At 53.8% G+C, this 24538-nt stretch carries 16 protein-coding genes; 5 read left to right on the top strand and 11 right to left on the bottom strand.

Annotated features, from left to right (window positions below; translation table 11 throughout):
* Window positions 1-73: 73 nt before the first annotated feature.
* Window positions 74-2779, bottom strand: coding sequence for a discoidin domain-containing protein (locus tag ACYUJT_RS04370; protein WP_460319073.1), 2706 nt, complete (start codon window positions 2777-2779; stop codon window positions 74-76).
* Window positions 2780-3202: 423 nt separating this feature from the next.
* Here ACYUJT_RS04370 and ACYUJT_RS04365 point away from each other — a divergent pair, with 423 nt between their 5' ends.
* The 5 genes from ACYUJT_RS04365 (at window position 3203) to ACYUJT_RS04345 (ending at window position 8478) form a co-directional block, all read left to right on the top strand.
* Window positions 3203-5083 (top strand): rhamnogalacturonan lyase, encoded by a 1881-nt coding sequence (locus tag ACYUJT_RS04365; RefSeq protein WP_460319071.1) that lies wholly within the window; start codon window positions 3203-3205, stop codon window positions 5081-5083.
* 109 nt (window positions 5084-5192) lie between these two features.
* Complete coding sequence (locus tag ACYUJT_RS04360) at window positions 5193-6590, top strand: M6 family metalloprotease domain-containing protein (protein ID WP_460319069.1); 1398 nt, start codon at window positions 5193-5195, stop codon at window positions 6588-6590.
* A gap of 221 nt (window positions 6591-6811) precedes the next feature.
* A complete protein-coding gene (locus ACYUJT_RS04355) occupies window positions 6812-7621 on the top strand; it encodes a hypothetical protein (protein ID WP_460319067.1) in 810 nt (269 codons plus the stop codon).
* An 81-nt stretch (window positions 7622-7702) separates the two neighbouring features.
* Window positions 7703-8161, top strand: coding sequence for an MFS transporter (locus tag ACYUJT_RS04350; protein ID WP_460319066.1), 459 nt, complete (start codon window positions 7703-7705; stop codon window positions 8159-8161).
* A 17-nt stretch (window positions 8162-8178) separates the two neighbouring features.
* Window positions 8179-8478, top strand: a complete 300-nt coding sequence (locus tag ACYUJT_RS04345) for a hypothetical protein (protein ID WP_460319064.1) — start codon at window positions 8179-8181, stop codon at window positions 8476-8478.
* On the opposite strand, the gene ACYUJT_RS04340 is transcribed toward ACYUJT_RS04345, so the two are convergent.
* The 10 genes from ACYUJT_RS04340 to ACYUJT_RS04295 form a co-directional block, all read right to left on the bottom strand.
* Window positions 8472-9341, bottom strand: coding sequence for an arylamine N-acetyltransferase family protein (locus ACYUJT_RS04340; protein ID WP_460319062.1), 870 nt, complete (start codon window positions 9339-9341; stop codon window positions 8472-8474). The genes ACYUJT_RS04345 and ACYUJT_RS04340 overlap by 7 nt on opposite strands.
* Window positions 9342-9377: 36 nt before the next feature.
* Complete coding sequence (locus ACYUJT_RS04335) at window positions 9378-9908, bottom strand: hypothetical protein (RefSeq protein ID WP_460319061.1); 531 nt, start codon at window positions 9906-9908, stop codon at window positions 9378-9380.
* A 196-nt stretch (window positions 9909-10104) separates the two neighbouring features.
* Window positions 10105-10338: an MbtH family protein gene (locus tag ACYUJT_RS04330; RefSeq protein ID WP_460319059.1), complete on the bottom strand. Its 234-nt coding sequence runs from the start codon at window positions 10336-10338 to the stop codon at window positions 10105-10107.
* A gap of 37 nt (window positions 10339-10375) precedes the next feature.
* Complete coding sequence (locus ACYUJT_RS04325; protein WP_460319058.1) at window positions 10376-17614, bottom strand: amino acid adenylation domain-containing protein; 7239 nt, start codon at window positions 17612-17614, stop codon at window positions 10376-10378.
* 2 nt (window positions 17615-17616) lie between these two features.
* Window positions 17617-18660, bottom strand: a complete 1044-nt coding sequence (locus ACYUJT_RS04320) for an isochorismatase family protein (protein WP_460319057.1) — start codon at window positions 18658-18660, stop codon at window positions 17617-17619.
* An 83-nt stretch (window positions 18661-18743) separates the two neighbouring features.
* Window positions 18744-20420 (bottom strand): (2,3-dihydroxybenzoyl)adenylate synthase, encoded by a 1677-nt coding sequence (locus ACYUJT_RS04315; protein WP_460319056.1) that lies wholly within the window; start codon window positions 20418-20420, stop codon window positions 18744-18746.
* Window positions 20420-21748, bottom strand: a complete 1329-nt coding sequence (gene dhbC, locus ACYUJT_RS04310) for an isochorismate synthase DhbC (protein ID WP_460319054.1) — start codon at window positions 21746-21748, stop codon at window positions 20420-20422. The genes ACYUJT_RS04315 and dhbC overlap by 1 nt, the downstream gene beginning before the upstream one ends.
* A 25-nt stretch (window positions 21749-21773) precedes the next feature.
* Window positions 21774-22559, bottom strand: a complete 786-nt coding sequence (locus ACYUJT_RS04305) for a 2,3-dihydro-2,3-dihydroxybenzoate dehydrogenase (RefSeq protein WP_460319053.1) — start codon at window positions 22557-22559, stop codon at window positions 21774-21776.
* Window positions 22560-22676: 117 nt separating this feature from the next.
* On the bottom strand, window positions 22677-23489 hold the full coding sequence (locus ACYUJT_RS04300) for an alpha/beta hydrolase (protein ID WP_460319051.1): 813 nt from the start codon (window positions 23487-23489) through the stop codon (window positions 22677-22679).
* Window positions 23490-23512: 23 nt separating this feature from the next.
* Window positions 23513-24538: an ABC transporter substrate-binding protein gene (locus ACYUJT_RS04295; RefSeq protein WP_460319049.1), complete on the bottom strand. Its 1026-nt coding sequence runs from the start codon at window positions 24536-24538 to the stop codon at window positions 23513-23515.

The following is a 24538-nucleotide window of genomic DNA, read 5'->3' as shown; positions in this document are numbered from 1 at the left end:
GCATTAAAAAGAGGAGGGACATCCCTCCTCTTTGCCTCAAACACTCCTACTCCATTGCCTAACTTGAGCACCCTCAGTGTTCGTCGTCAGCCGCATGTACCCATATCTCCAGGATGCTGTTCCAGCCGTTGACCTCGTTGCCTTGTCCAACGTATTTAATAAACTTGGCCTTTACAGGCGCAAATTCAAAAGCTTCGATGCGATTGGGATTATATTTATGGCTGGCCGCTCGCTCCAGTACTTTCTCATAATGGACGCCGTCCGTCGACACTTCAAGATCGAAATAGTTCACTCGCTGGTTCCCGTTATAGAACAAAATGCTGGCTTGATCCACCCACTGCTCCCGATCCAGCTCAAGCAGCAAATATTGTCCGCTGCCTTCTGCCGACCATCTAGAATCGGGATCACGATCCACCGCATTCGCTGGAACGTTGCCGTCATCCGCGCTTGCTGTTACCTTTGCAATTTCGGCGAGCTTTCCTTCCGGCCCCTGCATCGCTTCCTTGATCTCAAACACTTCCGTTCTCTTTACCGTCACGCCTCCGAGCATGCTCTCTGCAGTAATATTCACGAGGCCCGGCTTCTTTGCAGTGAACATGTTCCCTTGTATCTTTCCAAGCTGCTTATGATCCACCGTGTAGTTAACTGGAATGCCCTCCTGCCCGGCATGGACAACTTCGCCGCTGTTCATCGTAATATAAGCTTTGAGTTGTCCGCTGCTGCCTGCGCTGATTGCGTTACCCACTGCTCGCCAGCCGGAAGCGGAACGATCGGGTTCAAAAGAGATGCTCTGCGGCAGCGCAGGATTCTCTGCCACGCGAAAATTGACCTGATACTCCTGCGAGATGCCATCCTTTGTCACACGAATGATGCCTGTTCCGCTCGTACCCGACGGCTGCGTAATTGATATTTCCGCATCGGAAGCCAGGGCTGCCGCTTGAATTGTCGGTGTCAGCGTCGATCCGTAAGGCAGTGTGTACGTGTAACTCGTTCTCAAAAACTGCATGCCGTCAATCGCCTCGCCATTCACAAGCAGAGACGAAAGCCCCCAACTGAGCCTGCCATCCCTACGCTCGAATTGATCCGAAAACAGACTTTCCGGTGTCAACTGTTCGCCTTGCCCGATCCCTTCGGCCATATCAAACGGCCTCGTATCCGTGTCGGCGATCGAGCCGGCGATTTGCACATTTACTCCGGTTACAGCGCCTTTTGTTCCGATAACGTAGCCATGGCCGAACTGTTCTGACTCTACGATGATTCCGTTCGCGCTTTTGCTTGGATGCGCCGCCTGGCCTGTCGTATTCCAGAACACGCTCTCCGTCGTAACAACACCGTGCCGGTTCGTCTCGGAAGAACCGTAGTCTCTCGTAATGGCAGAAATCCCGTCTCCGTTCAACGTCATATTATCGATCAGGTTAGCCATGCTTAAGTACATGTGAAAATCGGTTAATAGCGACGAATTTTCCGAATACACGTTATGCATCACGTTTCCATTCGCGGAAAAATTGGCGAATGTAAAGCTGTGCCGCGCTCCTACAGCATTGCTGTTAGCAATTAAATTATCGTTGCCGATAAATTGATATAAATATCCATTGCCGTTTGCACCGCGATACTGCGGGTACTCCATCGTCACCTGGTCAACGGTTACATTCTTCGTACGGTCAAGGATAATGCCCTTCGATAAAATATGGTACGTTGCATTCCCCACAGGTTTATATGTGTTAATATTGCGAATCCAACTGTCGGCCGCGGCGATTACATTAATCACCTTCGCGTTATCGCTCTCGTAGCCCGCCGTACCTTCCACTTTAAAATCATCTTCGCCTAACCCGCTTTTCGAATTTTGAATGTTGGCAATAGAGAAGTCCTCTATCCCTACTTCCGTAATTGGTGCTTCTGTCTTCGTAACCGTAATATGATCTCTCACCTTCAGCGGATAACGGGTCGGAATATCAACCGTAATCGTCCGGTTCTCCGAATCAACCGCCACGATTTGTCTGTAGAACAACGGCTCTACTCGCCCCAAACGTGATGCCCATTTATTGTGCATACCGAGTTCAGCCAGGAATTCCTGCGTCGTATCAAACGTGATCAGCACATAGTCACCAACCGCAAAACCGCCCGCATCCTCTACCGGAAGCAATACCGTCGGTTCGGATACGGATTTTCGCAGCTCCGTCGTTACGTTCGTTTTTTTCCAATCTCCGTTTCCGACGCGAATAATATCTTTGCCTTTCATATTTTCGGTCGCATTGTAAATGAAGGTTTTGTCCATTCCCGCCCCTTTTAACACGATGTGGCTTGCAGGGATATTCAAGGCATAATCTTTGCTAGCAGGCGGATTGACTTTATAAGTACCCTCTGGAAGATAGACTACGCCCCCGCCCTGCGAGGCGGCATCGTCAATAGCTAGCTGAATCGCCGCCGTTGCATCGCGGCTTCCTGTCCGGTCAGCCTGGTAAGGCGCCTTCGTCACATCAATGCCGGCGGAAGAATCGACTTGAGGAATAGGCATCTCCCCGCGATGATAACCGGCGTACGAGAAGTCATGTAGAAACCTGCCCTCTTCATCTTTAAATCCTGGATACCAATCGGCCGGATACAATCGGCTTCTGCCGTCCGCCCCAAGCGATAAGCTCCCGGGTGCTGCCAGCAAACTAAACATTTCGCTGACTAGCGCATCGTCGGCTGCTACTGCTTGCCCTCCCCCTGGCCCATGAAGCCATATTCCGAAAGTCAAACAACATGCCGTCAGCAATGCGACTATTTTTTTACTCATCTAGACGTCCTCCTTTATAGTATGTTTGCGGTTTCTATAGCTACCCATATTATGGAACAGTGGTATTTCTTTTGAGTATAAGCAAAAGCTCTGTTCGCATTGATAAATTGAACAAGGAAATGAACAAAACATCCAACTAGATTGATATTTTATGGAATTTATAGCATGCATAGGTTATTTAACAACAAAAAAGATCATGCATGACTCGTGATCGAGTCCATGATCTTTTTATGTATCGATAATGAGTTCCCCACTACGATTTGTTTCAGGTTTTCCATAAACAGTATTTATTTATTGGATAATTTATACTTTTCCTATTAAAACTATTGTAAATAATGTAAATTTTGCTTATTATTGCATTATGTAAGCCCTTTCTTTTTAAGTAATAAAAATCTTTTTAATTAAAACGAAGGAGGTATACACATGAACTATTCTACGAGAAACAACGTCAGAAAAGCAATGCAATGCTTTCTTGTTCTTCTGTTATCGCTGCCTTTGTTCACAATGGGAGGCACCTCTTACGCGGCAGCTGCCAGGCAAATGGAGTCGCTCAAGCGCGGCGTTGTCGCCGTTAAAGTCAGCAATGGGGTATTCGTAAGCTGGCGCTTGTTCGGCACAGAGCCGGACAATATTGCATTCAATCTGTACCGGGGAAGCACCAAGGTCAATGCCAGCCCCATCACGAACAGCACCAACTATATCGATCCACAAGGGACAAGCAGTTCTACCTATACGGTAAGAGCAGTCCTGAACGGGCAGGAGCAGGCGGCTTCCGAGACGGCAGCGGTCTGGGGGCAAAATTATTTAAGCGTTCCGATTCAGCAGCCTCCCGGCGGCACCACGCCAGACGGAGTTGCTTACACCTACAGCGCCAATGATGCGAGCGTAGGCGACCTGGACGGAGACGGGAACTATGAGATCGTGCTTAAATGGGATCCTTCCAACTCCAAAGATAATTCCCAATCCGGCTATACCGGACCGGTAATCATCGATGCCTACCGACTGAACGGTACCCGGCTATGGCGTATTAATTTAGGCAAGAACATTCGGGCAGGCGCTCACTATACGCAGTTTCTCGTCTATGACCTAGATGGGGACGGCAAAGCGGAGGTCGTCTTCAAAACAGCGGACGGAACCGTAGACGGCGTCGGCAAGACGATTGGCAACGCAAGTGCCGATTACCGCAACTCCAGCGGGTACGTACTGTCTGGTCCTGAATATTTGACGGTGTTCAGAGGAAGCAACGGCGAAGCTTTAACAACCGTCAATTATGAGCCCGCCAGGGGCAACGTCTCCGACTGGGGGGATAATTACGGCAACCGCGTGGATCGTTTTCTTGCCGGGGTCGCATACTTGGACGGACAGCGTCCTAGCTTCGTCATGGCCCGTGGCTACTATACGAGAAGCGTGCTCGTTGCCTACAATTGGCGGGACGGAAAGCTGACCAAGCTGTGGACGTTCGATTCCAACACGTCGGGCAACAGCGCTTATGCAGGACAAGGCAATCACAGCTTAAGCGTCGCCGATGTCGATAACGACGGCAAGGATGAAATCATTTATGGCTCAGCGGTCATCGACGACAATGGAAAAGGCCTGTATACGACAGGACTCGGCCATGGCGATGCACTGCATGTAGGCGATCTCGATCCCGACCGTGCGGGTCTGGAAGTATTCGGTGTTCACGAGTCGACCAGCGCGGCGTACGGGGCGGAAATCCATAATGCGGCCACAGGCCAAGTTTATTGGGGCATCCGTACCGGAGCGGATACGGGCCGAGGACTCGCGGCTGACATCGACCCGCGGACGAAAGGGACGGAGCTGTGGGCTTCAGGCATCGGCCTCTACTCCGTAAAAGGAGTCAAAATCAGCGACGCAACGCCGAACTCTACAAACTTCGCCATCTGGTGGGACGGCGATTTGCTGCGCGAGCTGCTAGATCATACCGGTGGTACAGGCAAAATCGACAAGTGGAACTACAGCCAGAGCACGACCAATCGTCTGCTGACGGCTACGGGAACCGCATCGAACAACTCGACCAAAGGCAACCCGAGCCTCCAGGCCGACATCCTCGGCGACTGGCGGGAGGAAGCGATCTGGAGAACCGCCGACAACACTGCATTGCGTATTTATACGACCACTGACGTTACTTCCCACCGCATCTATACTTTGATGCATGATCCTGTTTACCGCCTGAGCGTGGCTTGGCAGAACGTTGCCTATAACCAGCCTCCTCATACGGGATTCTATCTTGGAGACGGGATGAGCGCACCGCCCAAGCCAAACATTTATTTGACAGGAAATTAATAATTTAAAGGACCGACACTAATACAAGAGAGAGGATCAATTCCTCTCTTTCGCATATAGAAATATTTTCTGGCCAATCCTAAATATAAACATAGAAAGGAGAATAATTATGAACCTTTTTCGTAGAGTTCCTCCTTCTCCAGAGGTCACCGCATACCTGGTAAACGAGTATCAAAGAAGCTGGAAGCCTGCCGGCTTCACTTACAGCCAATTTCTCATCGCCCGGGGATATCAAAACCCTGCCCACAACCATCCGGGAATGGATGACCATGTAACAGGCATGCCTCCTGCAGGGGCCGAACTGATCCACACGCCGCGCAAACCGGTTACGGGAGAACTTAATGTCAAAGTACTGCTCGTCGATTTTTCCGATATGGCGGGTGTCCTCCCTAAAGAGCATTATGAGGATTTACTCTTCTCCAGGAACACACATACAACGGGCAGTATGGCGGATTATTATGACGAAGTCAGCCGTGGGCTGGTGCAAATCCACGGTGAAGTGCATGGTTGGCTCAGAATGCCGCAGGCATACTCCTACTACACGAACGGCAACTCAGGCCTTACCGACAAGTTCAATCGGGCATACTATCCGCGGGATGCCAGAAAACTCGCTGAAGACGCCGTCGAGGCCGCGCTGGCGCACGGCGTTTCCTTTTCTTCCAAGCTGGACGCTCTCGACAACGGTACAATTACGGCGCTATTCATCGTTCATGCCGGACGCGGGGCTGAGAAAATCCTCCCGCCGCTTAGCGGCAACCATATTTGGTCCCATAAATGGCAAATGGTTCGCCCTAAAGAAGTTGCTCCAGGACTTAACGCCGTAACTTACTTGATGGTTCCCCAAGAAGCACTGCTCGGGGTTTGTGCGCATGAGCTTGGACATCTTGCTTTCCAATGGGATGACTTCTATGACCCGAACTATGATGCCGACGGCGATCATTGGGACGGCAACGGGATGTGGGACGTGATGGCCAGCGGTTCCTATGCCGGTAGGGAGATGCGGCCGGTTCATCCGGCCGGGCTCCATAAATTGCAGCATGGATGGATTGAAGGCGAGAAAATTCATCAAAGCCAAAGCGGGCTGACACTGCTCCCGGTGACATCGGCCGATGGCAAAGTGGTCAAAATTAAAGGGCCGGGTTACAACAGCAATCAGTATCTTCTGCTTGAGAACAGAATCCGGGAAAAATTCGACGGTGAACTGCCGGGCGAAGGCCTGTTAGTGTGGCGAATCGATGAGGAGCTAGATCAAACGAGAAGTGCTGCCCCTGGCATGTATTTGATCCAGGCGGACGGAAATGAGGACTTGAACGATCCGAATGACCGCAATAGCGGTGATCGGGGTGATCCTTTCCCCGGAAGCAGCAACAATACCGAGCTTCTGGATCATGGAAAACTGTCCACCTCTTTTCCGGGGCAGCCATCGGGTATATCGCTGAAGAATATTGCCTTTAACTCAGAAACGAAGGAAATTACGCTTGATATCGAAATTGAAGAAAGATCATGACGACGAAAAAACAAGATCCAGCCTTCAGCAGTTTGCTTGCTGAGGCCGGATCTTGTTTTTTTAGTTTCAGCAGAAACCTATCTCTTGTAGTGTGGGAGCTTTGATTTCTAACCACCACCTTCCACCGATACCCTGCGTTGGTGATTATCGACAAATTACGTGATGCAAAGTACATTTAAAGTCGTATAATGTCAAAAAAACACGAATTGAGAGGTAGCTAGATGGATTTTATTACACGTTACATGAAAAAAACGAATCGCAATTTGTTCCTGCTAACGCTGGGGATTTTTATAATTGCGATTTGGCTTGGCTACACAAATAGGCAACTTATTGGCTCTGTTCTTATAGGACCAAGCCAGCTCTCGGCGGCACAATTAACAAACATGAAAGAAACAAAAGATTTTCCTAGTGGACGGATAAGCGTCATCCAAGCAGTTGACGAATACTTTCCGCCCGTCATGTCAGAAGTCAATAAGGCATCCATTGCTGGCACGCGGATTGGTGAGGGCAAAACAGCGTATGAATTCGCTTATGCACGAGTTGGAGAGAAGTATCTTATCGTTCGAACGGAACCAGGTGCTTATGCCGATAACATGCCTTTAGTAGGGCAGTTAGATCCGCTCCACCCTGGAATAGCTGCAAATTTTGCTATGTATTCAGAAGTACCAGGTATTAAGGCAAAGTTGCTTCCTTTTGAATTAAATACTTCACATGATTTCAACTATCATGCATTTATTATGCTATTCATAATATGCTCCGTCGTCATTATTGCTTTATACAATACATATCGATTGGTAAGTCGCATTATTAATCCAACAAGACATATTATTTATCGCCGGATTGTTCAGCAGGGAGACCCGGAACAAATTATCCAACAGCTGAATGACGAGCTGAGCGAGGGGGATTACAAGGAAGTCGATCAATATCTGATTACAAAATCCTGGATCATAAAACGAGGCAAGCTGTCGCTGAAAATTGCCAAAAACTACTTCGTACCTGGTTCGAGTTACATATTGGATGATGTTTTCTAAATACCGAGAGATACATTTCTAATATGAACAACGCCCCGGCTTTTGCACTATGTGCTTTGGCGGGGCGTTCGTTATTACTGAATGACTTTGCAGTCTATTGAGCAGCCCCATAAGACGTTCGTCTATCAACAGTTAGGAATTGAACTAGCCATATTATTAACAGGCATATCTTTTGTGCTATCGGCCCTTGCCTTATTATTTATACCTGCAGATACAAAGCAATCCGGTGGGAATCCAGCCGGTTCAGGCTCACTGCTCCATGAGATGGCGGACGGTATCCGTTATGTCATGGTCAAAAAGGAATTACTGCTTCTTAGTCTGTGCTTCATGTTTGTAGGATTGGGAGTGGGATTAATCTCGCCGCTCAGCATTTTCCTGGTCACAGAGCGTTTGCGTCTGCCTGTACAGGATTTGCAATGGATCACGATCCCTTATGGATTGGGCGAGATTATCGGCGGGATCGTCACTTTTGCCCTGGCAGCAAAAATCACTCCAAAACATTTTTTGACTACAGGATTGCTCGTCAATGGCGCCTGTTGACAGGATTCTCTAACGCATTGTGGTTGACGATGATTGCCCAGTTTGCCGTAGCGCTGCTTCAACCCGCGATTTATATGGGGAATAATGCGCTGGTCATGCAGCATACAGAGCATGGATATATTGGCCGTGTCACTGGCATTCGGACTCCATTAATGACCGGTTCCATGCTGCTCATGATGAGTTTATCCGGCCTGCTAAAGGATGCACTCACATTAGGCGTCGTTTACGGACTAGCGGGATTATGTTTTTTTGCGGGATTGGTGATCTTGCTTCTTCCATCCGGCTTAAGAAAAAATAGTAGAATATCAGCTTACTGATTCCTTCTCCACTCTTCATGAACTTGTAGGGCTTTCGTCCATAATTCGTCTTGTTCGAGCTGGCTTAAGTGATTTAACGGTTCTCCAAATACGTCGCTTAGTAATTCAAACCATTCGGAACGAACTGTAATTTCGCTTTTGGCCAGCCCGCGCTCATCGCGCCTGCTGTATACGCATCCTCTAAGCTCATTACTGCCTGTCTTATGCCTGTTTCGCACCAGCAGCAAATTGATCCAAGTTGAATCCGGAGACGAGCTCAGATACTCATGCTTCGGAATAAATTCGGCCATATTGGGTACAGCTTCAGGGTCAATATCAACTCCGATAAAAGCTCCTTGAGGATCATGCTCCAATCGCCATCCCGGCGTAATGACGCTGGACTGCGCAAGCTTATATGTATGAAAGCCTTGCTTATGCATCCCAAAATTTAATGGAACGGGCTCATACGGCATATCGCCTAATCCAACGTCAACCAGCCATGTTTGCGCCTTGGCATCTTTGTCATTTTCATTCTCGCTTGGCAAACGAACGGATAGACTCAAATGAAAGGAATTGATTCTGGGTTCCTGACCATGAGATTGCACTCCAGCCCGGTGCATGGACACATGATATCCCAACGCACGCAGAAGAAGCTGGAATGCCCCATTAAGGTGAAAGCAATACCCGCCTCCACGATAAATAATATGATGAACCAAGCCTTCGGAATCGATCGGAACAGGCTTGCCGGCAACTACATCAATCGTGTGCCACGCAATTCTCTCAACGTGGGCACGATGCAGTGCAACTAAAAATTCTGCCGTTGGCTGCTGCCGCTCCATGCCTAAACGCCGCAAATAATCATCGGTTTGTTGTATTGTTAACATAACATCACTCCAGGTGCTTTGTTCCAGCCTCTTCATCTATTCATCGGCTGTGATATGAATCTCTCTGTCGATTTCAAGATCGATGATCTCAGTATGCAGCTTTCCTTCGTTATCCTGCCAAGTGAGCTCTAGTGAAGTGGTTTCATAATTCGATTTGTCCTTCTCCAATTCCTCATAGGAATAGGCTCCGGTTAATGAACCGATATCCTGGACATTATCCAGGATGGACACTTCAGCGTTATTAGAGCGGAACTCATTCGCATATACGACTTCCTTCTCGCCACGGCTATTCACTTCATAAATTTTATATTCGAAAAAAGTGCTCTGACGAAGCTGCTCAGGATCTCCCTTGTAATTTAAAGAGGCATGCCCCCTTAAAATTTTGTCTCCCGCAATCATGATCTTATAATCGTTAACATCCCACATTTCGCCCGTTCCGTGAAGCAAATACAGGCTCGCATTCGAGTTAGCCGTAACGGCAGGCTTATCTTCATTCATAAACAAGTACAACCATAAGCAGTTCGAAACGACAATAATACCAACTAAAAGCCATACGGTTCTTTTCATCTTCTCTCTCCACATTTCATTGTAAAGCGGGAAACGCCTTCTACCTTCACTGTAAATCAAAACCCAAATCATTTCCAGAAGTTGCTGAAAAAAACCTCCAGATATCACTTTTCGTGATACTGGAGGCTTTAATACGGCGTGTTTTGTTGTTATGCAATCTAACCGAGGCGCGCAGGAATCCTCTTGCGATATTTCATCACCGTCCTGTCTCGTTATAATGCATCTGCGGAGCTGCGTTTTGCAGTGAAAGGGGGCGCATATCCTTCCACACCGCTTCGATATAGTCGAGGCAAGTCTCGCGCGTGCTTTCGCCAAGGGCCACCTTCCAGCCCCCGGGTACCTGAATGAACGCCGGCCAAAGCGAATGCTGCCCCTCATCGTTCACGAGCACTTGATATACGCCATCCGTTTGTTCAAATGGATTTGCCATCTTCTTACCCCTCTCTGTTCCTATTTGCTTTCCGGCCTTACCCGTTCTGCAGCTTCGTTAGCAACACCTGGCCGATCTCCGCCAGCGGCCCCGGCTGGCATAAGTCCTTATGCCGGCAAGCGATGTCATGCCTTTCAATTAACCCCCCGATATATGGAGCCCACATTTCCGGTTCAATCGGGTCAAACCACTCCGGAATGATCGTCGAGTGGAAGAACAACAGGTCCCCCTCGTATTTTTCGGGAACGAAGGCACTTAACAGGCGCACCGAGTTTTCGTACGTATTTTTCAAATTCAAAATAATTTCCTCGTCCAAGCTGGCCAGGGCGCTGCCGTCGCTGCGCAAAATCTCGATCGCCCGGGCAATATCCAGCGGGCCATCACCGATGGAGTCGGGATCATAGCCCCCTAATGCAAGCAGTGCAATCAACGCCTCGTCTTCGCTGGCTTCGCCGCGGAGCGGCAAATAATGGCTCGGGAAAGCATCGAGCATCGCCAGGAACGCCACTTCCTCTCCCTCGTGCTGCAGCTGTACCGCCATTGCCTGTGCAACGTTTCCTCCGAATGACCAGCCTAACAGACGATACGGGCCGTGCGGCTGAACCTTACGGATCTGGGCGATATAATCGGCCGTCATTTCCTCCAGCGTTCCAGGGTACTGATCGGCTTCAGCAATACCACGTGCCTGTAAGCCATATATCGGATAATTCATGCCGAGATGCTTCATAAGACCCGCATAACACCAGCTCAACCCGCCAGCGGGATGCACGCAGAACAGCGGGATTTCCTTGCCCTCGGTGCGGAGCGGGAGCAGCACCTGAAGCGCGCTTTGTCCCTCATCCGAGTATAGTTTCTCCCCAAGGCCCGCTACGGTTGGAGCCTCGAACAGCAGACCGATGCCAAGCTCCCGGCCCATCGTTTCGCGAATTCGGCTCATGAGGCGCACGGCCAGCAGCGAATGTCCGCCAAGCTCGAAGAACCCGTCGTCGATGCTGACGCGAGGCAGGCCAAGCACCTCGGCGAATAGATCGCAGAGTACTTCTTCCTGCGGGGTTCTCGGCCCTCTGCCTTCCGGCGTCAATGTATACTCCGGCGCGGGCAGCGCCTTGCGATCCAGCTTGCCATTCGGCGTAAGCGGCAGCGAATCCAAATGAATGATCGCCGACGGGACCATATACTCCGGCAGGATAGAAGCTGCGTAACGGCGCAGCTCAGCCAGCATGAGATCCGCTTCAGGACCGGGAACGATATAGGCTGCAAGCCGCTTATCCCCCGGCTGATCCTCCCGGGCGATGACCGCTGCTTGCTCCACGCCGGGATAACTTACGAGCACCGCTTCGATTTCCCCCAATTCGATGCGAAAGCCGCGAATTTTCACCTGCTGGTCGCCGCGGCCCAAATAATCGAGCGAGCCGTCTGTCAACTGCTTGGCCAGGTCCCCGGTTCGATACATACGTGTCCCCGGCGCGCCATACGGATCGGCGACGAAACGCTCCGCCGTCAGAGCCGGCCGTCCCCAATAGCCCTGAGCCAGTCCCGCGCCAGCTACGTACATCTCTCCGATGACGCCCGGAGGTACAGGCTGAAGGGACGAATCCAGCACATATACCCGCAAATCCGGGATCGGACGGCCGATCAGGCTGCTTCCCCCCTGGAACGCACTCTCTTTGTCCAGTTCAAGATAGCTGACATGGACGGTCGTCTCCGTGATGCCGTACATGTTGATCAGCTTGGGCGCATCGTTCGGATGGCGCTCGTACCAATCCTTCAGGCGGCCAAGCTCCAGCGCCTCTCCTCCGAAGATCACGTAACGCAGTGCGAGCTGCTGCCCCAGTTCCGCATTCTCCCGATCCGCCTGCATAAAAGCATAGAAGGCCGACGGCGTCTGATTGAGTACCGTCACCTGCTCCTCCACCAGCAATTGCAGAAATTCCGCGGGAGAACGGCTGATTTCGTGAGGCACGACGACCAGACGGCCGCCGAAGAGCAGCGCTCCCCACAATTCCCATACGGAGAAATCAAAGGCATAGGAATGGAATAATGTCCAGACATCTTCCGGACCAAAATGATACCAGGAGTCAGTAGCCGCGAATAACCGGATGACATTACGATGTGGAATCACTACGCCTTTTGGCTTGCCCGTCGAACCCGAGGTATAAATCATGTAAGCCGGGTTTAACGGGGTTACGATGCCGCTTCGTTCATTCTCGTTCGGGTTATGCTCGGAACTGTCCCGAAGCCGCTGCTCCGTGGCCGGATCGCCAAGTACGATCTTCGGTGTACGCAGCGTATGCGGCATTTGGCCGGCTGCCTGTGCGTTCGTGATCATGTATACCGGCTTCGCATCCTCAACCATCCATTCCAGCCGGTCAGCCGGGTAGTCGGGATCGAGGGGAAGATAAGCCGCGCCGGCTTTCAGGACGGCCAGCAAGCCGACGACCAGCTCCAAGGAGCGCGGCAGAGCGAGCGCCACCGTTTGGCCGGCCTCTACCCCGCCCGCCATCAGCACGTGGGCCAGGCGGTTAGCCTCGGCGTTCAGCCTGGCATAGCTTAACTTATCGCCCTCGCATACCGCCGCAACGGCGTCCGGGAACTTGGCCGCCTGCGCTTCGAACAGCGCGGACAGACTGGCACTGGCTTCAGGCGGAGCCTGCATGGTGCTGCAGGGATGCGCAGGTGCTGCTCCCTGGTTGGCTGCAAGACTAGTTTCGCTGACCGTTTCGCTAGGCCATGCCGTTTCCATCAGAAAAGCTTGGCGCTCTACCGGGGTCAGAATATCCGCCCTTGCAATAGGCTGCATAGGATTCTTTGCCAGCGCTTCGAGCACCCGTACATATCTGTAGGCAAAAGCCTCTATCGTATGGGGCTCGTATAAATCCTTGCTATATTCCAGCAAACAGCTTAGTCCGCCCGGGCTGCCATCTGCGCCACGCCGTTCATTCAGCTCCACGGTCAGATCGAACTTCGCCGTGCCGGAGCTAATCATCTTCAGGGACGTGACCGCATCCGGGAACTGAAGCGGGGCTTCCAGTTCATTTTGCAGCACGAGCATAATTTGGAACAACGGATGCCGGGCTCGCGAGCGTGCCGGATTCAGCACCTCCACCAGCCGTTCGAATGGCAAATCCTGATGCTCATAAGCGGCGAGATCCGCTTCCCGCACCCGGGCAATCAGCTCGGCGAAGCTCGGATTCCCCGACGTATCGGCCCGCAGCACAAGCGTGTTGATGAACATCCCCACCAGACCGCCGAGTGCATCATCATTTCGCCCGGCTATCGGGCTGCCAATCGGGATATCGTCCCCCGCGCCCAGCCGGGTAAGCAGCGCAGCCAGCGCGGCGTGCAGCACCATGAATAAGCTGGCCTTATTTTCTTTTGCCACCTGCAGCAGCCGGGCATGCAGCTCCTCGTCAAGCGCGAAGGGAATGACTCCTCCCTCATAGCTGGAAACGGCCGGTCGTGGACGATCGGTCGGCAGCTCCAACTGATCCGGCAGCTGATCAAGCGTATCCTTCCAGAACTCCAGCTGGCGAGCATAGAGGCTGTCGGAGTCGCCTTCAACGCCGAGTAACTGCTCCTGCCATATTACGTAATCGGCGTACTGCACGGGCAGCGGCGACCATGACGGCTGCTCACCCCGACACCGGGCCGAATAAGCTGCAGATAAGTCGCGGCCTAACGGCAGCAGCGACCAGCCGTCTCCGGCAATATGATGCAGCAGCAGAAGCAGCGCATGCTCCTCTCGCCCAATAACGAACAGCTGCGCACGGAAAGGCGTCTCCGCACATAGATCAAAGCTGTATGCAACGCCGTCTGTAATATTCGCCTCCAGCTCTTTGTCGCTCGCTTTTGTGACGATAAGTCTCGGTCGTGCTTGATCTGCATCCAGAATCCGCTGCTGCGGCACGCCCATCACGTCGGGAAAGACCGTCCGCAGCGACTCATGCCGTTCTGCCACATCGCCAAGCGCAAGCTCCAAGGCCTCTACGTCCAGCGGTCCGGAAATTCGGGCTACCCACGGCATGTTATACGTCGGATTCGGCCCCTCCATTCGGTACAAAAACCACAAGCGCCGCTGGGCAAAAGATAGGGGAACCTGCTCCGGACGCTCCGCTGGGCGAACGGGCGGCCTCGTCTGCACCGCCTGATCCAGATGCTGGATCAGGCCGGCCACGGTCGGCGTTTCAAATAAATGGCGGATGCCTATTTCTGCGCCGAACACGTCGCGAATTCGGGCGGTTAGCCGGCCGGCAAGCAGCGAATGCCCTCCCATTTCAAAGAAATCATCATCAATACCGACGCGTGCCTGCCCTAGTACCTCTGCGAACAATTGGCACAGCAGTTCCTCCTGCGGCGACCGCGGCGCACGTCCATTCGCCTGAACCAGGCCAGCCGGCGCCGGCAGAGCCTTATGATCAATTTTCCGGTTCGGCGTCAGCGGCATTTCGCTAAGCTCCACGAATGCCGAAGGAATCATGTACTCCGGCAAATGCTCTGCGGCATAACGGCGCAGCTCGGTGGGATCAATGGTAAAGGAGGCTGCTGGCACCATGTAAGCGACCAACCGCTTCTCCCCAGGCCAATCCTCCCGGGCCATCACCGTCACTTGCTCAATGGCGGGATGCCGGGAGAATACGGAAGTGATTTCGCCAAGCTCAATGCGAAATCCCCGGATTTTGATCTGATGGTCGGCCCGGCCGATATAATCCAGCGAACCTTCCGTTTGCCAGCGCACAAGGTCTCCAGTCCGGTACATCCGTGATCCAGGGGTCCCGTACGGATTCGCCACGAAGCGCTCCGCTGTCATCCCCGGACGGCCCAAATAACCGCGGGCCAGTCCGGCACCGGCGATATACAGCTCGCCTGCAACGCCCGGGGGAACAGGCTGCAGCGCATCGTCCAGCACATAAAGCTGCGTATTCCGCACCGATCTGCCGATCGCAGGCTTAGCCTCTTCCTCCCCCAGCCTTATGGCGGTGGAATAAATCGTCGTTTCCGTTGGGCCATACTGGTTGTTAACTTGGCAGCCCAACGCTTGGAGGCCAAGTTTGAGCCCTGCCGGAAGTGCCTCGCCCCCTGAAATAACCGATAAACCTGCAAACGGTTCGGGCTTGCTGGACACCAGCTCCTGGAATAAAGTCGGCGTGGCCTGCAGCAGCGTAATATTCTGATCCCGAATCCGCTTGGCTAGCGCGGAAGCATCCAGAATCGTCTCCTTCAAGGCAATATCCATGCAAGCCCCTGTAGTCAATGGCAAGTAGACTTCCAAAACGGATATGTCGAACGAGATCGTCGTTACGGACAGCATGCGGTCCCGTTCGCTCAACGGGAAGCGCTCCCGCATATCCGTGATCAGGTTGACCAAGCTTCCAAAGGTCACCATAACCCCTTTCGGCAGGCCGGTAGAACCTGATGTATAAAGAATATACGCTGGATGAAGCGGCGATAACGAATCTGTACGCTCGGCATCCTCCGGATTCTGAGCGGAATATTTCCGCAATTCGGCCTTGGTATCTGATGTATCAAGTACTAAACGGGGCGCATCACTGTAACCGGACAGGCACGCTTCGCTCGCCTGGTCGGTCAGGAGACAGCTTGGCCGGGCATTGCCGAGCATATAGGCGATACGATCCTCTGGATAATCCGGATCAAGCGGTAAGTAAGCGGCCCCGGTTTTATGCACTGCCAGAATTGCTACCGTAATCAAGGGGGAACGGGATAAAGCTAGGGCCACGACCTGTTCGGGCCCTACCCCCTGTTCAATCAGGAAATGAGCGAGCTGATTCGCCTGCGCGTTCAATGCGGCATAGCTGAACATAGACTCCTCGCAAGCGACCGCGATCGCATCGGGCCTGGCGGCAGCTTGCTGCTCGAACAGTTCAGCCGGACTCGAGCTTGCGCAGGAAGTTCCTTGTGCTGCTTGGTTCCAGCCTTCAAGTACCTGCCAGCGTTCACCGACGGGCAACCATTCGATATCCATCACCAGGCGTTCCGGGTCTGCCGCCGCAAATTGTTCCAACAGGCGGATAAAACGCCGATGGTGCTTCTCCAGCTCCTCCGGAGCATAAATATCCGGATTCCCGTCAAAATCGATCTGCAGCCTGCCGTCCCCGGATCTTGGGCGCACATGAACGAGTAAGTCATCGACGGGTCCTGCCGACAAATTACGAACGATTCCACGTGCGCCGTCGAAACTCAGAGCTTCGCCAAACGGCATAATGTTCAGGATCGGGCCGAACAGCCGCTGCTGCTCGCCCAGCAGCTTGAGCTCGCGCCGTAAATCCTGCTGCCGGAATTTCTGGTGCCGTCTGGCGGCCCGCAGTTCTTGCGATACCTGTGCCACCACCTCCTGCGGGCTCATATCTTTGCGAATCGTCAGGCGCAGCGGGACCAGATTCATGACCATTCCCGGCACCCGCAATGATGCTGAGCCCAGACGGCACATCATCGGCATGCCGAGAATGACGTCCTCCGCTCCCGTAGCCCGGTGCATGTACACGGCCATCACTGCAACTATCATTTCCGGCCAGCTGGCCCCTGTCGATTCAGCAACTGCCCGGAGCGCATTCATACTGCCCGGGGTAAGCTCGCCGGATTGGCGCAGGAAACGGCTCGCCGTTCGCTGCACCCTGTCGCCAAGGCCCACGATATCGGGTTGATCGGCAAAGCGCGATACCCAGAACTTGCGGTCCTGCTCCTCCTGTCTGGAGGCGCGATACTCGGCTTCTTCCTGCAGCACCTCCTGCCAGGAACCGAAGCTGCGCCCAATCGTCTCGTCGCGGGACAGGGCCGTATAGACTTGGGCCACCCTCCGGGTGAGCAGCGAGAAGCCAAAGCCATCGACAGCGATATGATGGATCTTCTGATACCAGAGGAAGCAGTCCGGAGCGATTTGCAGAATGACCTGACGGAATAACGGACCTTGGCTCAAATTCGTCGGCACGTCCAGGTCCCGCTTCATCCATTCTTCTGCGGCTTCCAGCGAATGATCTTCCTCACTGAGATCGATATAGAGTAAGCTCCAGTTTTCTTCCTCGGCGTCCGCGAGCCGCTGCCAAGGTCCGTCCTCATCCTCCCCGAAGCGTAGATGCAGCGTCTCCGCCTCCGCGACCGCTCGCCGCAAAGCCTGTTCAAAAAGCTCCAGCCGCAGCGAGCCGCGAATTTCGATATATTCGCCCGTATTATAAATAGGATTATCGGGGTCAAGCTGCTGGGCGAACCATATTCCAGATTGCGCCCCTGTCAAAGGATAATGAACCTCCGTTTGCGCCGGCATGCTTACACCCCTTTCCTCACCGAAAAATAGTCCACATTAGGAATAGAAGGAGTCACTCGAACAGACAGGAGCTGCCACCAATCCTCCAGCGTTGGCCGCTCGGCCAGCTCTGTGAAGGCAATCTCTCCTCCTTCGCGGCTAAAGCGTTCGGCCAGACTCATGATGCGAATGGAATCCAATCCCCACAGCTCGATCAAATCGTCCTGCCCGCCGATTTCTTCGGCTGCTTCATGCAGTAAATCAGCAACCTGCTGCCGCAGCTGCTCATATGACGATGGATTTGCAGATTGGGACAGGGAAGATGCGATTGCTTCACTTGCAGGAGCCGCTTGCTCATTCGTGGGCGGGAGGTTCCGCTCGGTCCCTACGTGCCCGACCGTCGTACCGACCGGCTGACCTGCAGACGTTGCCGCGTTCAACTCGTCCAGCAGCCGCTGCGTCGTCAATGTGACCGCGCACCGCTCCGCAGCGTAGGTCAGGGCGAGCTTGTGCTTCTCGAGCGAGAAGTCCGCAACCGCATCGGCGACAAAGAACGGCTGGATATCCTGCATGAACGCTTCGCAGGAGGTGAGCAGACAGCCGATATGAGCATAAATGCCGCAGACGATCAACTGATCACGTTGCTGTTCCCTCATTGATTGCAGCAGATCCGTTTTTTGAAACGCGCTGTACCGCCATTTGGTCATAAGGATATCTTGTTTGCCCGGGGCGACTTCGGCAGCGATTTGCGCCTCAAGCGGATCAGGAGCGATCCCTGGCCCCCAGAAATCCTGAAGCAGGCCGCGTTCGTCCGGACGCTGTCCCCCAAGCTGCGCCGAATAGACGACGGGAATGCCCAGTTTCGCGCATTCGGTGCGCAGCCGGGCAATATTGGAAAAGAGCTCGACAACGGGAGATTCGGCGGTATTAAAAGCCTTCAGGAAATAATTTTGCATATCATGAATAAGCAGTACCGCCCGCTGCGAATCAGGCTGCCATGCGACCTTGTTTGCGGGAAGCTCCGCCTCTGCAGGCATGGAATAAGGTAAAATGGCTGGAATACCCATGTAGATCATCCTTTCGACTTGATTTATGAAATGACCGAAACGACGCTAAATTCAATTGAACGTTCACCTTGAAGGTGAGCCGTTCAACGGTGCTGCTTCTCTGCTATTAGCTCGCGCAGCGCTTTTTTGCTGACTTTGCCGACCTTGGTCTTCGGAAAAGAATCGATGAACTCGATGCGGTCGGGAATTTTGAAGGCAGCGAGACCGCGCTCGCGCAAAAAGGCCTTGAGCTGCACGCCCGACAAAGGCGTGTCTGCAGCAGGATCCGGAATGACGAAAGCGCAGGTGCGTTCGCCCAAATACTCGTCCGGCATGGCCACCACGGCGGCGTCATGAACCTCCGGATGGGCGAGGAGTTGGTTCTCGACCTCTTCGGCCGCCACCTTCTCGCCTCCCCGGTTGATTTGATCCTTGTCTCGTCCCTCTACAGTGAGGTAACCGGCTGAATCGATCCGGACGAGATCGCCCGTACGATAGAAGCCGTCGCTCGTGAAGGCTTTCGCATTATGCTCCTCTGCTTTGTAATAGCCGCGAATCGTATACGGGCCGCGGGTAAGGAGATGGCCGGCTTCGCCAAGCAGCACCTCGTTATCCTCATCATCGACGATGCGGATTTCGTCCAAAGGCGACATTGGCCGGCCTTGGGTATGCACGATGACCTCGTCCGGGTCGTCCAGCCTCGTATAATTGACGAGCCCTTCGGCCATGCCGAATACCTGCTGCAGCTGGCAGCCGAGGATCGGCTTCACGCGAGCAGCCGCCTCGGCGCTGAACTTCGCGCCGCCAACCTGGAGCACCTGCAAATGAGGGAATTCGGGACGCAGCCTCACCGCCGCATCAAGCCATACCAGAGCAAGCGGCGGCACCAGCGCGGTAATCGTAACCCGCTCACGGATCAGCAATGGGAAGGCCTCATCCGGGCTGGCCCCGTCCGCGAGTACGACGCGGCCCCCAGCGTATAACGTGCCCAGCACGCCTGGCGAGCTGAGCGGATAGTTGTGCGCTGCCGGAAGCACGGCCAGATAGACGCTATGTTCATTCAGCCCGCAAATTTCCGCACTTAAGCGCAACGAACAGATATAATCGTCATGCGTGCGAGGAATCAGCTTCGGCAGTCCCGTCGTTCCGCCGGATAATTGAAGGAAAGCGACATCTTCCGGGCTTGGCTTGGGCAGGCTGCCTACCGGTTTCCCGTTTTCCCCGAGCTTCTGCGTAGTAGATTCCGCTTCACTCCCTGCTTCCGGCTCCCGGTATAGCTCCTGCAGCGCCACGAACTCCTGCGGTTCACCGACGACCAGAATATGTTGCAGCGAAGGAACCTCCCGGATGACCTCTCTCGCCAGTTCGCGGAAGTCAAATCCTGCATCCTTATCGGCAATAACATAAGCTTTCGCTTCGGAAAACTCGGATATATATGAAATCTCGTGCCTTCGATGCAGCGGCAAGGCGAATACAGGCAGTGCCCCAATTCTAAATAATGCGAAAATCACTTCAAAAAATTCCGCTATGTTCGGCAGCTGAACAACGACCCGATCCTGCGGTTCAATTCCGATGCTTAACATCCCTTCCGCGAGACGGTCCGTCCGGGCGTCCAACTCAGCATAGCTGATGCGGCGTTCGCCACTGACGATGGCAATCCGTTCGCCGTAAGCCTGTGCGCGATCCCGCAGCATCTCGCCAAACGTTTCTCCGCTCCAACAGCCCTCCTTGCGGTAACGTTCAGCAAATTCATGAGGCCACGTCGGACACCCTGCAAGCATCAGTATCCCTCCTTTGTCCTGGCCCCGGCGGCAAACTGTGGATCATGCAGCCCCATGGCCAGAAGCAAGGTGCGGAACTTCGCCGCCGTTTCGGCCAGTTCGGCTTCGGCGCTTGAGTCCGCCACGATTCCTGCGCCGGCATAGAGGCGCAGACTTCTGTCCTCCGCCTCGGCGCAGCGGATCGTGACGACCCATTCGCCATCCCCCTTCGCATCGCACCAGCCGACCATGCCGGTGAAGAAGCCTCGCTCAAATGGCTCTATTTCGCGAATCGTTTCCCGAGCCAGCTCAGTAGGTGTTCCGCATATGGCTGGGGTCGGATGCAGAGACAACGCAAGATCAAGCACGGTAGCCTCAGGGCCGGCAAGCTCGCCGTAAATGTCCGTCGACAGATGCCACATCGTCTCGGTTTGCACGAGCGACGGTCCTTCGGGGACGTCCAAGCTCTTGCAATAAGGGCGGAGCGCAGCTGCAACCGCTTCGACGACGAGCCGATGCTCGAACCGGTCCTTCGCCGATGTAAGCAGCGCGGCTGCTCTACGCTCATCCTCGGCCGGATCATCGCTTCGCGGTGCGGAGCCTGCCAGCGGGTTCGCCCGGATGCTCAGCCCCGTCTTGGTGATGAGCAGCTCTGGGCTGGCCCCGATCAGCGTCCGCACCCCGGCTCGCCCAGAGTCCGGCTTAGCGCTGCCAGCCGCCTTCCCTGACCAATCGCTATCCTCGCTGCCCAGATTGACCGCAAATGTATAGCCTTGCGGATTGTGGCGGGCCAGGTTGCGGAGCAGCTGGGATATGTCGACCGGTTCAGCGTAAGTCAACTGCAGCGTCCTCGAAAGCACGACCTTTTGCAGCGTGTCCCGGTTCAGGCGATCCAGTACCTCATTGACGGTCTTCTTGTAATGCTCAGGATCTGGGTGCATGCTGACTTCGTATTCAGGATCGGATGCGGTTTTCCCGCCCGTTCTGCTCCTCCCGCTTGCGGCATTGTCCCTATGGTCCCCGTATCGATCCTCGCCGTTAAAACTTATAGGTCCCGCCCATTGCATGGACAAAGGCACGACGAGCTCGGCCGGCTGCGCCAAATCGAACGGAATAGCGCCAACGACGATCGGCTCGCCACCAGAGCGGCCGGCTGCGACAAGCAATTCTTGGACTCGCTCCGACAGCGCCTTCGGAGAATCGCCCCCCGCCTCCGCCCAATATCTCGCCCATTCCCCTTTGGCAAGCAGGGTACGTCTTGGTGAGGATAAAAAGAAACACACTCCCGACTCGTATTCGTCGAGCAGTTGTGCCGCCGTGTTTGCATATACAGCTCCATGGTTTGCCATTTCCTTCAACATCCCCTTTCAGTGGTTAGACCCCCAATGTCGCCCCTCCGTCAATACACAAATCAAACATCGTAATATGCCGCGCCCGATCGGACGACAGGAACAGAACTGCAGCGGCTATATCCGCCGGATCGGCGATCCTCCCCAGCGGTATGCCGAGGCGGAACGATTCCGGCGAACCGGCGATGATCGCTTGCGCCCCATCCTGCCCGTTCCACAGCATCCTCTGCATCGCCGTGTCGGTGGATCCCGGCGATACGATATTACATCGAATATGATTAGCAGCCTGCTCCAGGCCCAGGCATTTCGTAAACATGGCCGCGGCTGCCTTCGAGGCGCAATAGGCCGCCATTTGCGTGCGAGGCACCGAGGCGGCATTCGAGCCAACAGTTACAACTGAACCGGATTTTCGGGGAGCCATGCGCTTCACGACAGAACGGGATACATGGAGCACCCCGTTTGCATTCACCGCAAATATCGCAGCCCAATCCTCGTCACGAAGCGCTTCGATGCTGCCCATTCTCAGCAAGCCAGCTACGTTTATAAGAATTTCAATGGGGCCAATCTCCTGTTCGATCCGCTCCACGGCCGTCTCCACAGCCCGGTTGTCTGTAACGTCGGCCCCGAAAGCCGCGGCCTGCAAGCCTTGGGTATGCAGCTCGGCCGCAAGACCCTCAACGGCTGCCCGGTTCAAATCCAGGGCGGCCACAATCGCCCCCGCCTCCGCCAGTGCTCTGACGACGGCTTCGCCGATCCCTTGGGCGGCTCCGGTCACCAAAGCGACCTTTCCTTTGATCCCCATATATTCCACCTTATCAGCCCACCTTTGCGTTTTGGCTTCTTGATCTCATACCCTGTCTATCCTTAGCCAGCTCTAATTTGTGGTCCCGCTCCTTCATGTTTATATCTGCTTGCTTCTCTCCTGCTCTCAAGGATGAAACGCAAATTGCAATGCCCGGCTGATTAAGGCCGGAAGCACCGTCACATGCCCCTCCCCTTCAAACTCCTTAAAGCTGGCCGTTATCCCTGAGCTTGCGAACATCGACAGACGTTCAGCCAGCCTCCGGGCGTTTTTGCTGTTCTGGGAAATATGGTTTTGCTCCAGCTCCCCTGCGCCGAGCAGGACTTTCGCATTCAAAGCTTCCTGCTGCAGGCGATTGACGAACATTTCCTCAGCTTCGCCTATGAGCAATTTGTTCCAATGGAACGAGGGGCTGCCGGCGATGTAGCAAGCAAAGGCCTCCGGTCTCGTAAACAGCGTATACAATGTAAACAGCCCCCCGAGCGAATGGCCAAATAACGACTGTTTGCCTTGGTCGATATCGTACTTTGCTCCAATTTCCGGTTTCAGCTCTTCCTCGATAAATTGCAAAAAAGCTGCAGCTCCTCCCTGCTTCGGCAGGGGAGATCCGTCGGGCCGATACCGATAATCTTGGCTTGTTGCCGGCGTGTAGTCGTAGTAACGCTCCGATGGGAACAAATCCTCCGTGTCATATCCGATCCCCACGATCACCGTGGGAAATACCCCCGTATTATGGGGACAGCTGCCTTGCAGGCGCGCGGTTTCGGCCATCGTCCCGAATACAGAATTCGCATCCAGCACGTAAAATACCGGATATCCTGAAGGCGGAGGCGGCTCGGAAGGCGTGCTCACCATAATTCGATACTTGCGGCCTTCCACGCGCGAATGTATAAGCCATTCTGCTGCACGGTGAATGACCATTTGTGTGCCGTCAGCCATTTCCTATATCCACCTTTGTTCTGTTATTCAGCCATCAGCTTGACTGTATCGCCGATGATCTTCTCATAGGCGATCAGGCCGCTTCCCAGCCAATACTCATCGCTTACTTCATGTACGTGTCCTTGTTTCACGGCAGGGATGCTCTTCCAAATGCTGCTGTCCGTCATCTCCTTCATCCGCTCCGTGCCTTGTCCGTAAGCATTGATGACGAAAATATAGTCTGCATCCAGTTCCGGCAATATCTCCAACGATAAATTCAGGCTGTTCTCGTTCTCCGTCAGCTTGGTCATTTCGATGCCCAATTGCTGATTCACGACGTATCCGCACAAGTAATTACCGCCCATTAAGCTCACGCCCTTGGCAGCGAAACGGATAATCGCTAGTTTTTTGCCGGCCGCATTCTTCTCAATGGCGGCTTTGGCCTCGTCGACCTTCTGGTGATAAGACTCCAGCGCCTGCTTGACCTCCTCAGTCCTTCCTAGGAGCTCTCCCATTGTCTCAAGGGACTTTTCGACATCGCCCGCTGCGTTGCTGAACACATAGGTTGGCGCGATTTTGGAGTAATTCTCATACACTCCGTCGCCGGCATAGTTGGCCGTATGCAGGATGATCAGGTCCGGATTATAAGAGAGCAGCACCTCTGAAGACGGTGCCCCGCCTGAAAAATCAAGCTTCGGCACATCCTGCAGCTCCTCCTGCAAATAGCCATGGCCCAGATTTCCATTCGACCACTGCGCTACCGGCTTTATCCCTAGCTTAAGCAGCGAATCTTCCAAATAAGGCGCAAATACACGCTGCGGTTGTCCGGATATTTGGATTTCGTGGCCGAGATCGTCCTTGAACGTTTGCTCGCTCTGCGGTGCTTCCTGAGCATTCCCTTCGGTTGCGGAAACTTCGACCGCTCCCTGATTCGCCGCCGGCTGCCCGGACGCATTTTTGGCGGAATCCGTCCCGCAGGCGGCAAGCATACTTCCTGCCAGCGCGAGGCATAGCAGTATTAAATAATGTGGTTTAATTCTCTTTCCTATCCCGGTGGTCAATTTCAACAT

This window comes from Paenibacillus sp. YSY-4.3, assembly GCF_054767475.1.
Note: the sequence above shows the minus strand (reverse complement) of the source record. Positions and strands in the feature narration are given on the sequence as shown.

Bases quoted from the DNA above. Each gene is read 5' to 3' on its own strand.
- ACYUJT_RS04325 (WP_460319058.1), bottom strand. From the start codon at position 17,614: ATGCCGGCGCAAACGGAGGTTCATTATCCTTTGACAGGGGCGCAATCT.
- ACYUJT_RS04340 (WP_460319062.1), bottom strand. From the start codon at position 9,341: ATGTTAACAATACAACAAACCGATGATTATTTGCGGCGTTTAGGCATG.
- ACYUJT_RS04335 (WP_460319061.1), bottom strand. From the start codon at position 9,908: ATGAAAAGAACCGTATGGCTTTTAGTTGGTATTATTGTCGTTTCGAAC.
- ACYUJT_RS04365 (WP_460319071.1), top strand. From the start codon at position 3,203: ATGAACTATTCTACGAGAAACAACGTCAGAAAAGCAATGCAATGCTTT.
- ACYUJT_RS04360 (WP_460319069.1), top strand. From the start codon at position 5,193: ATGAACCTTTTTCGTAGAGTTCCTCCTTCTCCAGAGGTCACCGCATAC.
- ACYUJT_RS04300 (WP_460319051.1), bottom strand. From the start codon at position 23,489: ATGGCTGACGGCACACAAATGGTCATTCACCGTGCAGCAGAATGGCTT.
- ACYUJT_RS04350 (WP_460319066.1), top strand. From the start codon at position 7,703: ATGACTTTGCAGTCTATTGAGCAGCCCCATAAGACGTTCGTCTATCAA.
- ACYUJT_RS04330 (WP_460319059.1), bottom strand. From the start codon at position 10,338: ATGGCAAATCCATTTGAACAAACGGATGGCGTATATCAAGTGCTCGTG.
- ACYUJT_RS04355 (WP_460319067.1), top strand. From the start codon at position 6,812: ATGGATTTTATTACACGTTACATGAAAAAAACGAATCGCAATTTGTTC.
- dhbC (WP_460319054.1), bottom strand. From the start codon at position 21,748: ATGGCAAACCATGGAGCTGTATATGCAAACACGGCGGCACAACTGCTC.
- ACYUJT_RS04370 (WP_460319073.1), bottom strand. From the start codon at position 2,779: ATGAGTAAAAAAATAGTCGCATTGCTGACGGCATGTTGTTTGACTTTC.
- ACYUJT_RS04320 (WP_460319057.1), bottom strand. From the start codon at position 18,660: ATGGGTATTCCAGCCATTTTACCTTATTCCATGCCTGCAGAGGCGGAG.
- ACYUJT_RS04315 (WP_460319056.1), bottom strand. From the start codon at position 20,420: ATGCTTGCAGGGTGTCCGACGTGGCCTCATGAATTTGCTGAACGTTAC.
- ACYUJT_RS04295 (WP_460319049.1), bottom strand. From the start codon at position 24,538: ATGTTGAAATTGACCACCGGGATAGGAAAGAGAATTAAACCACATTAT.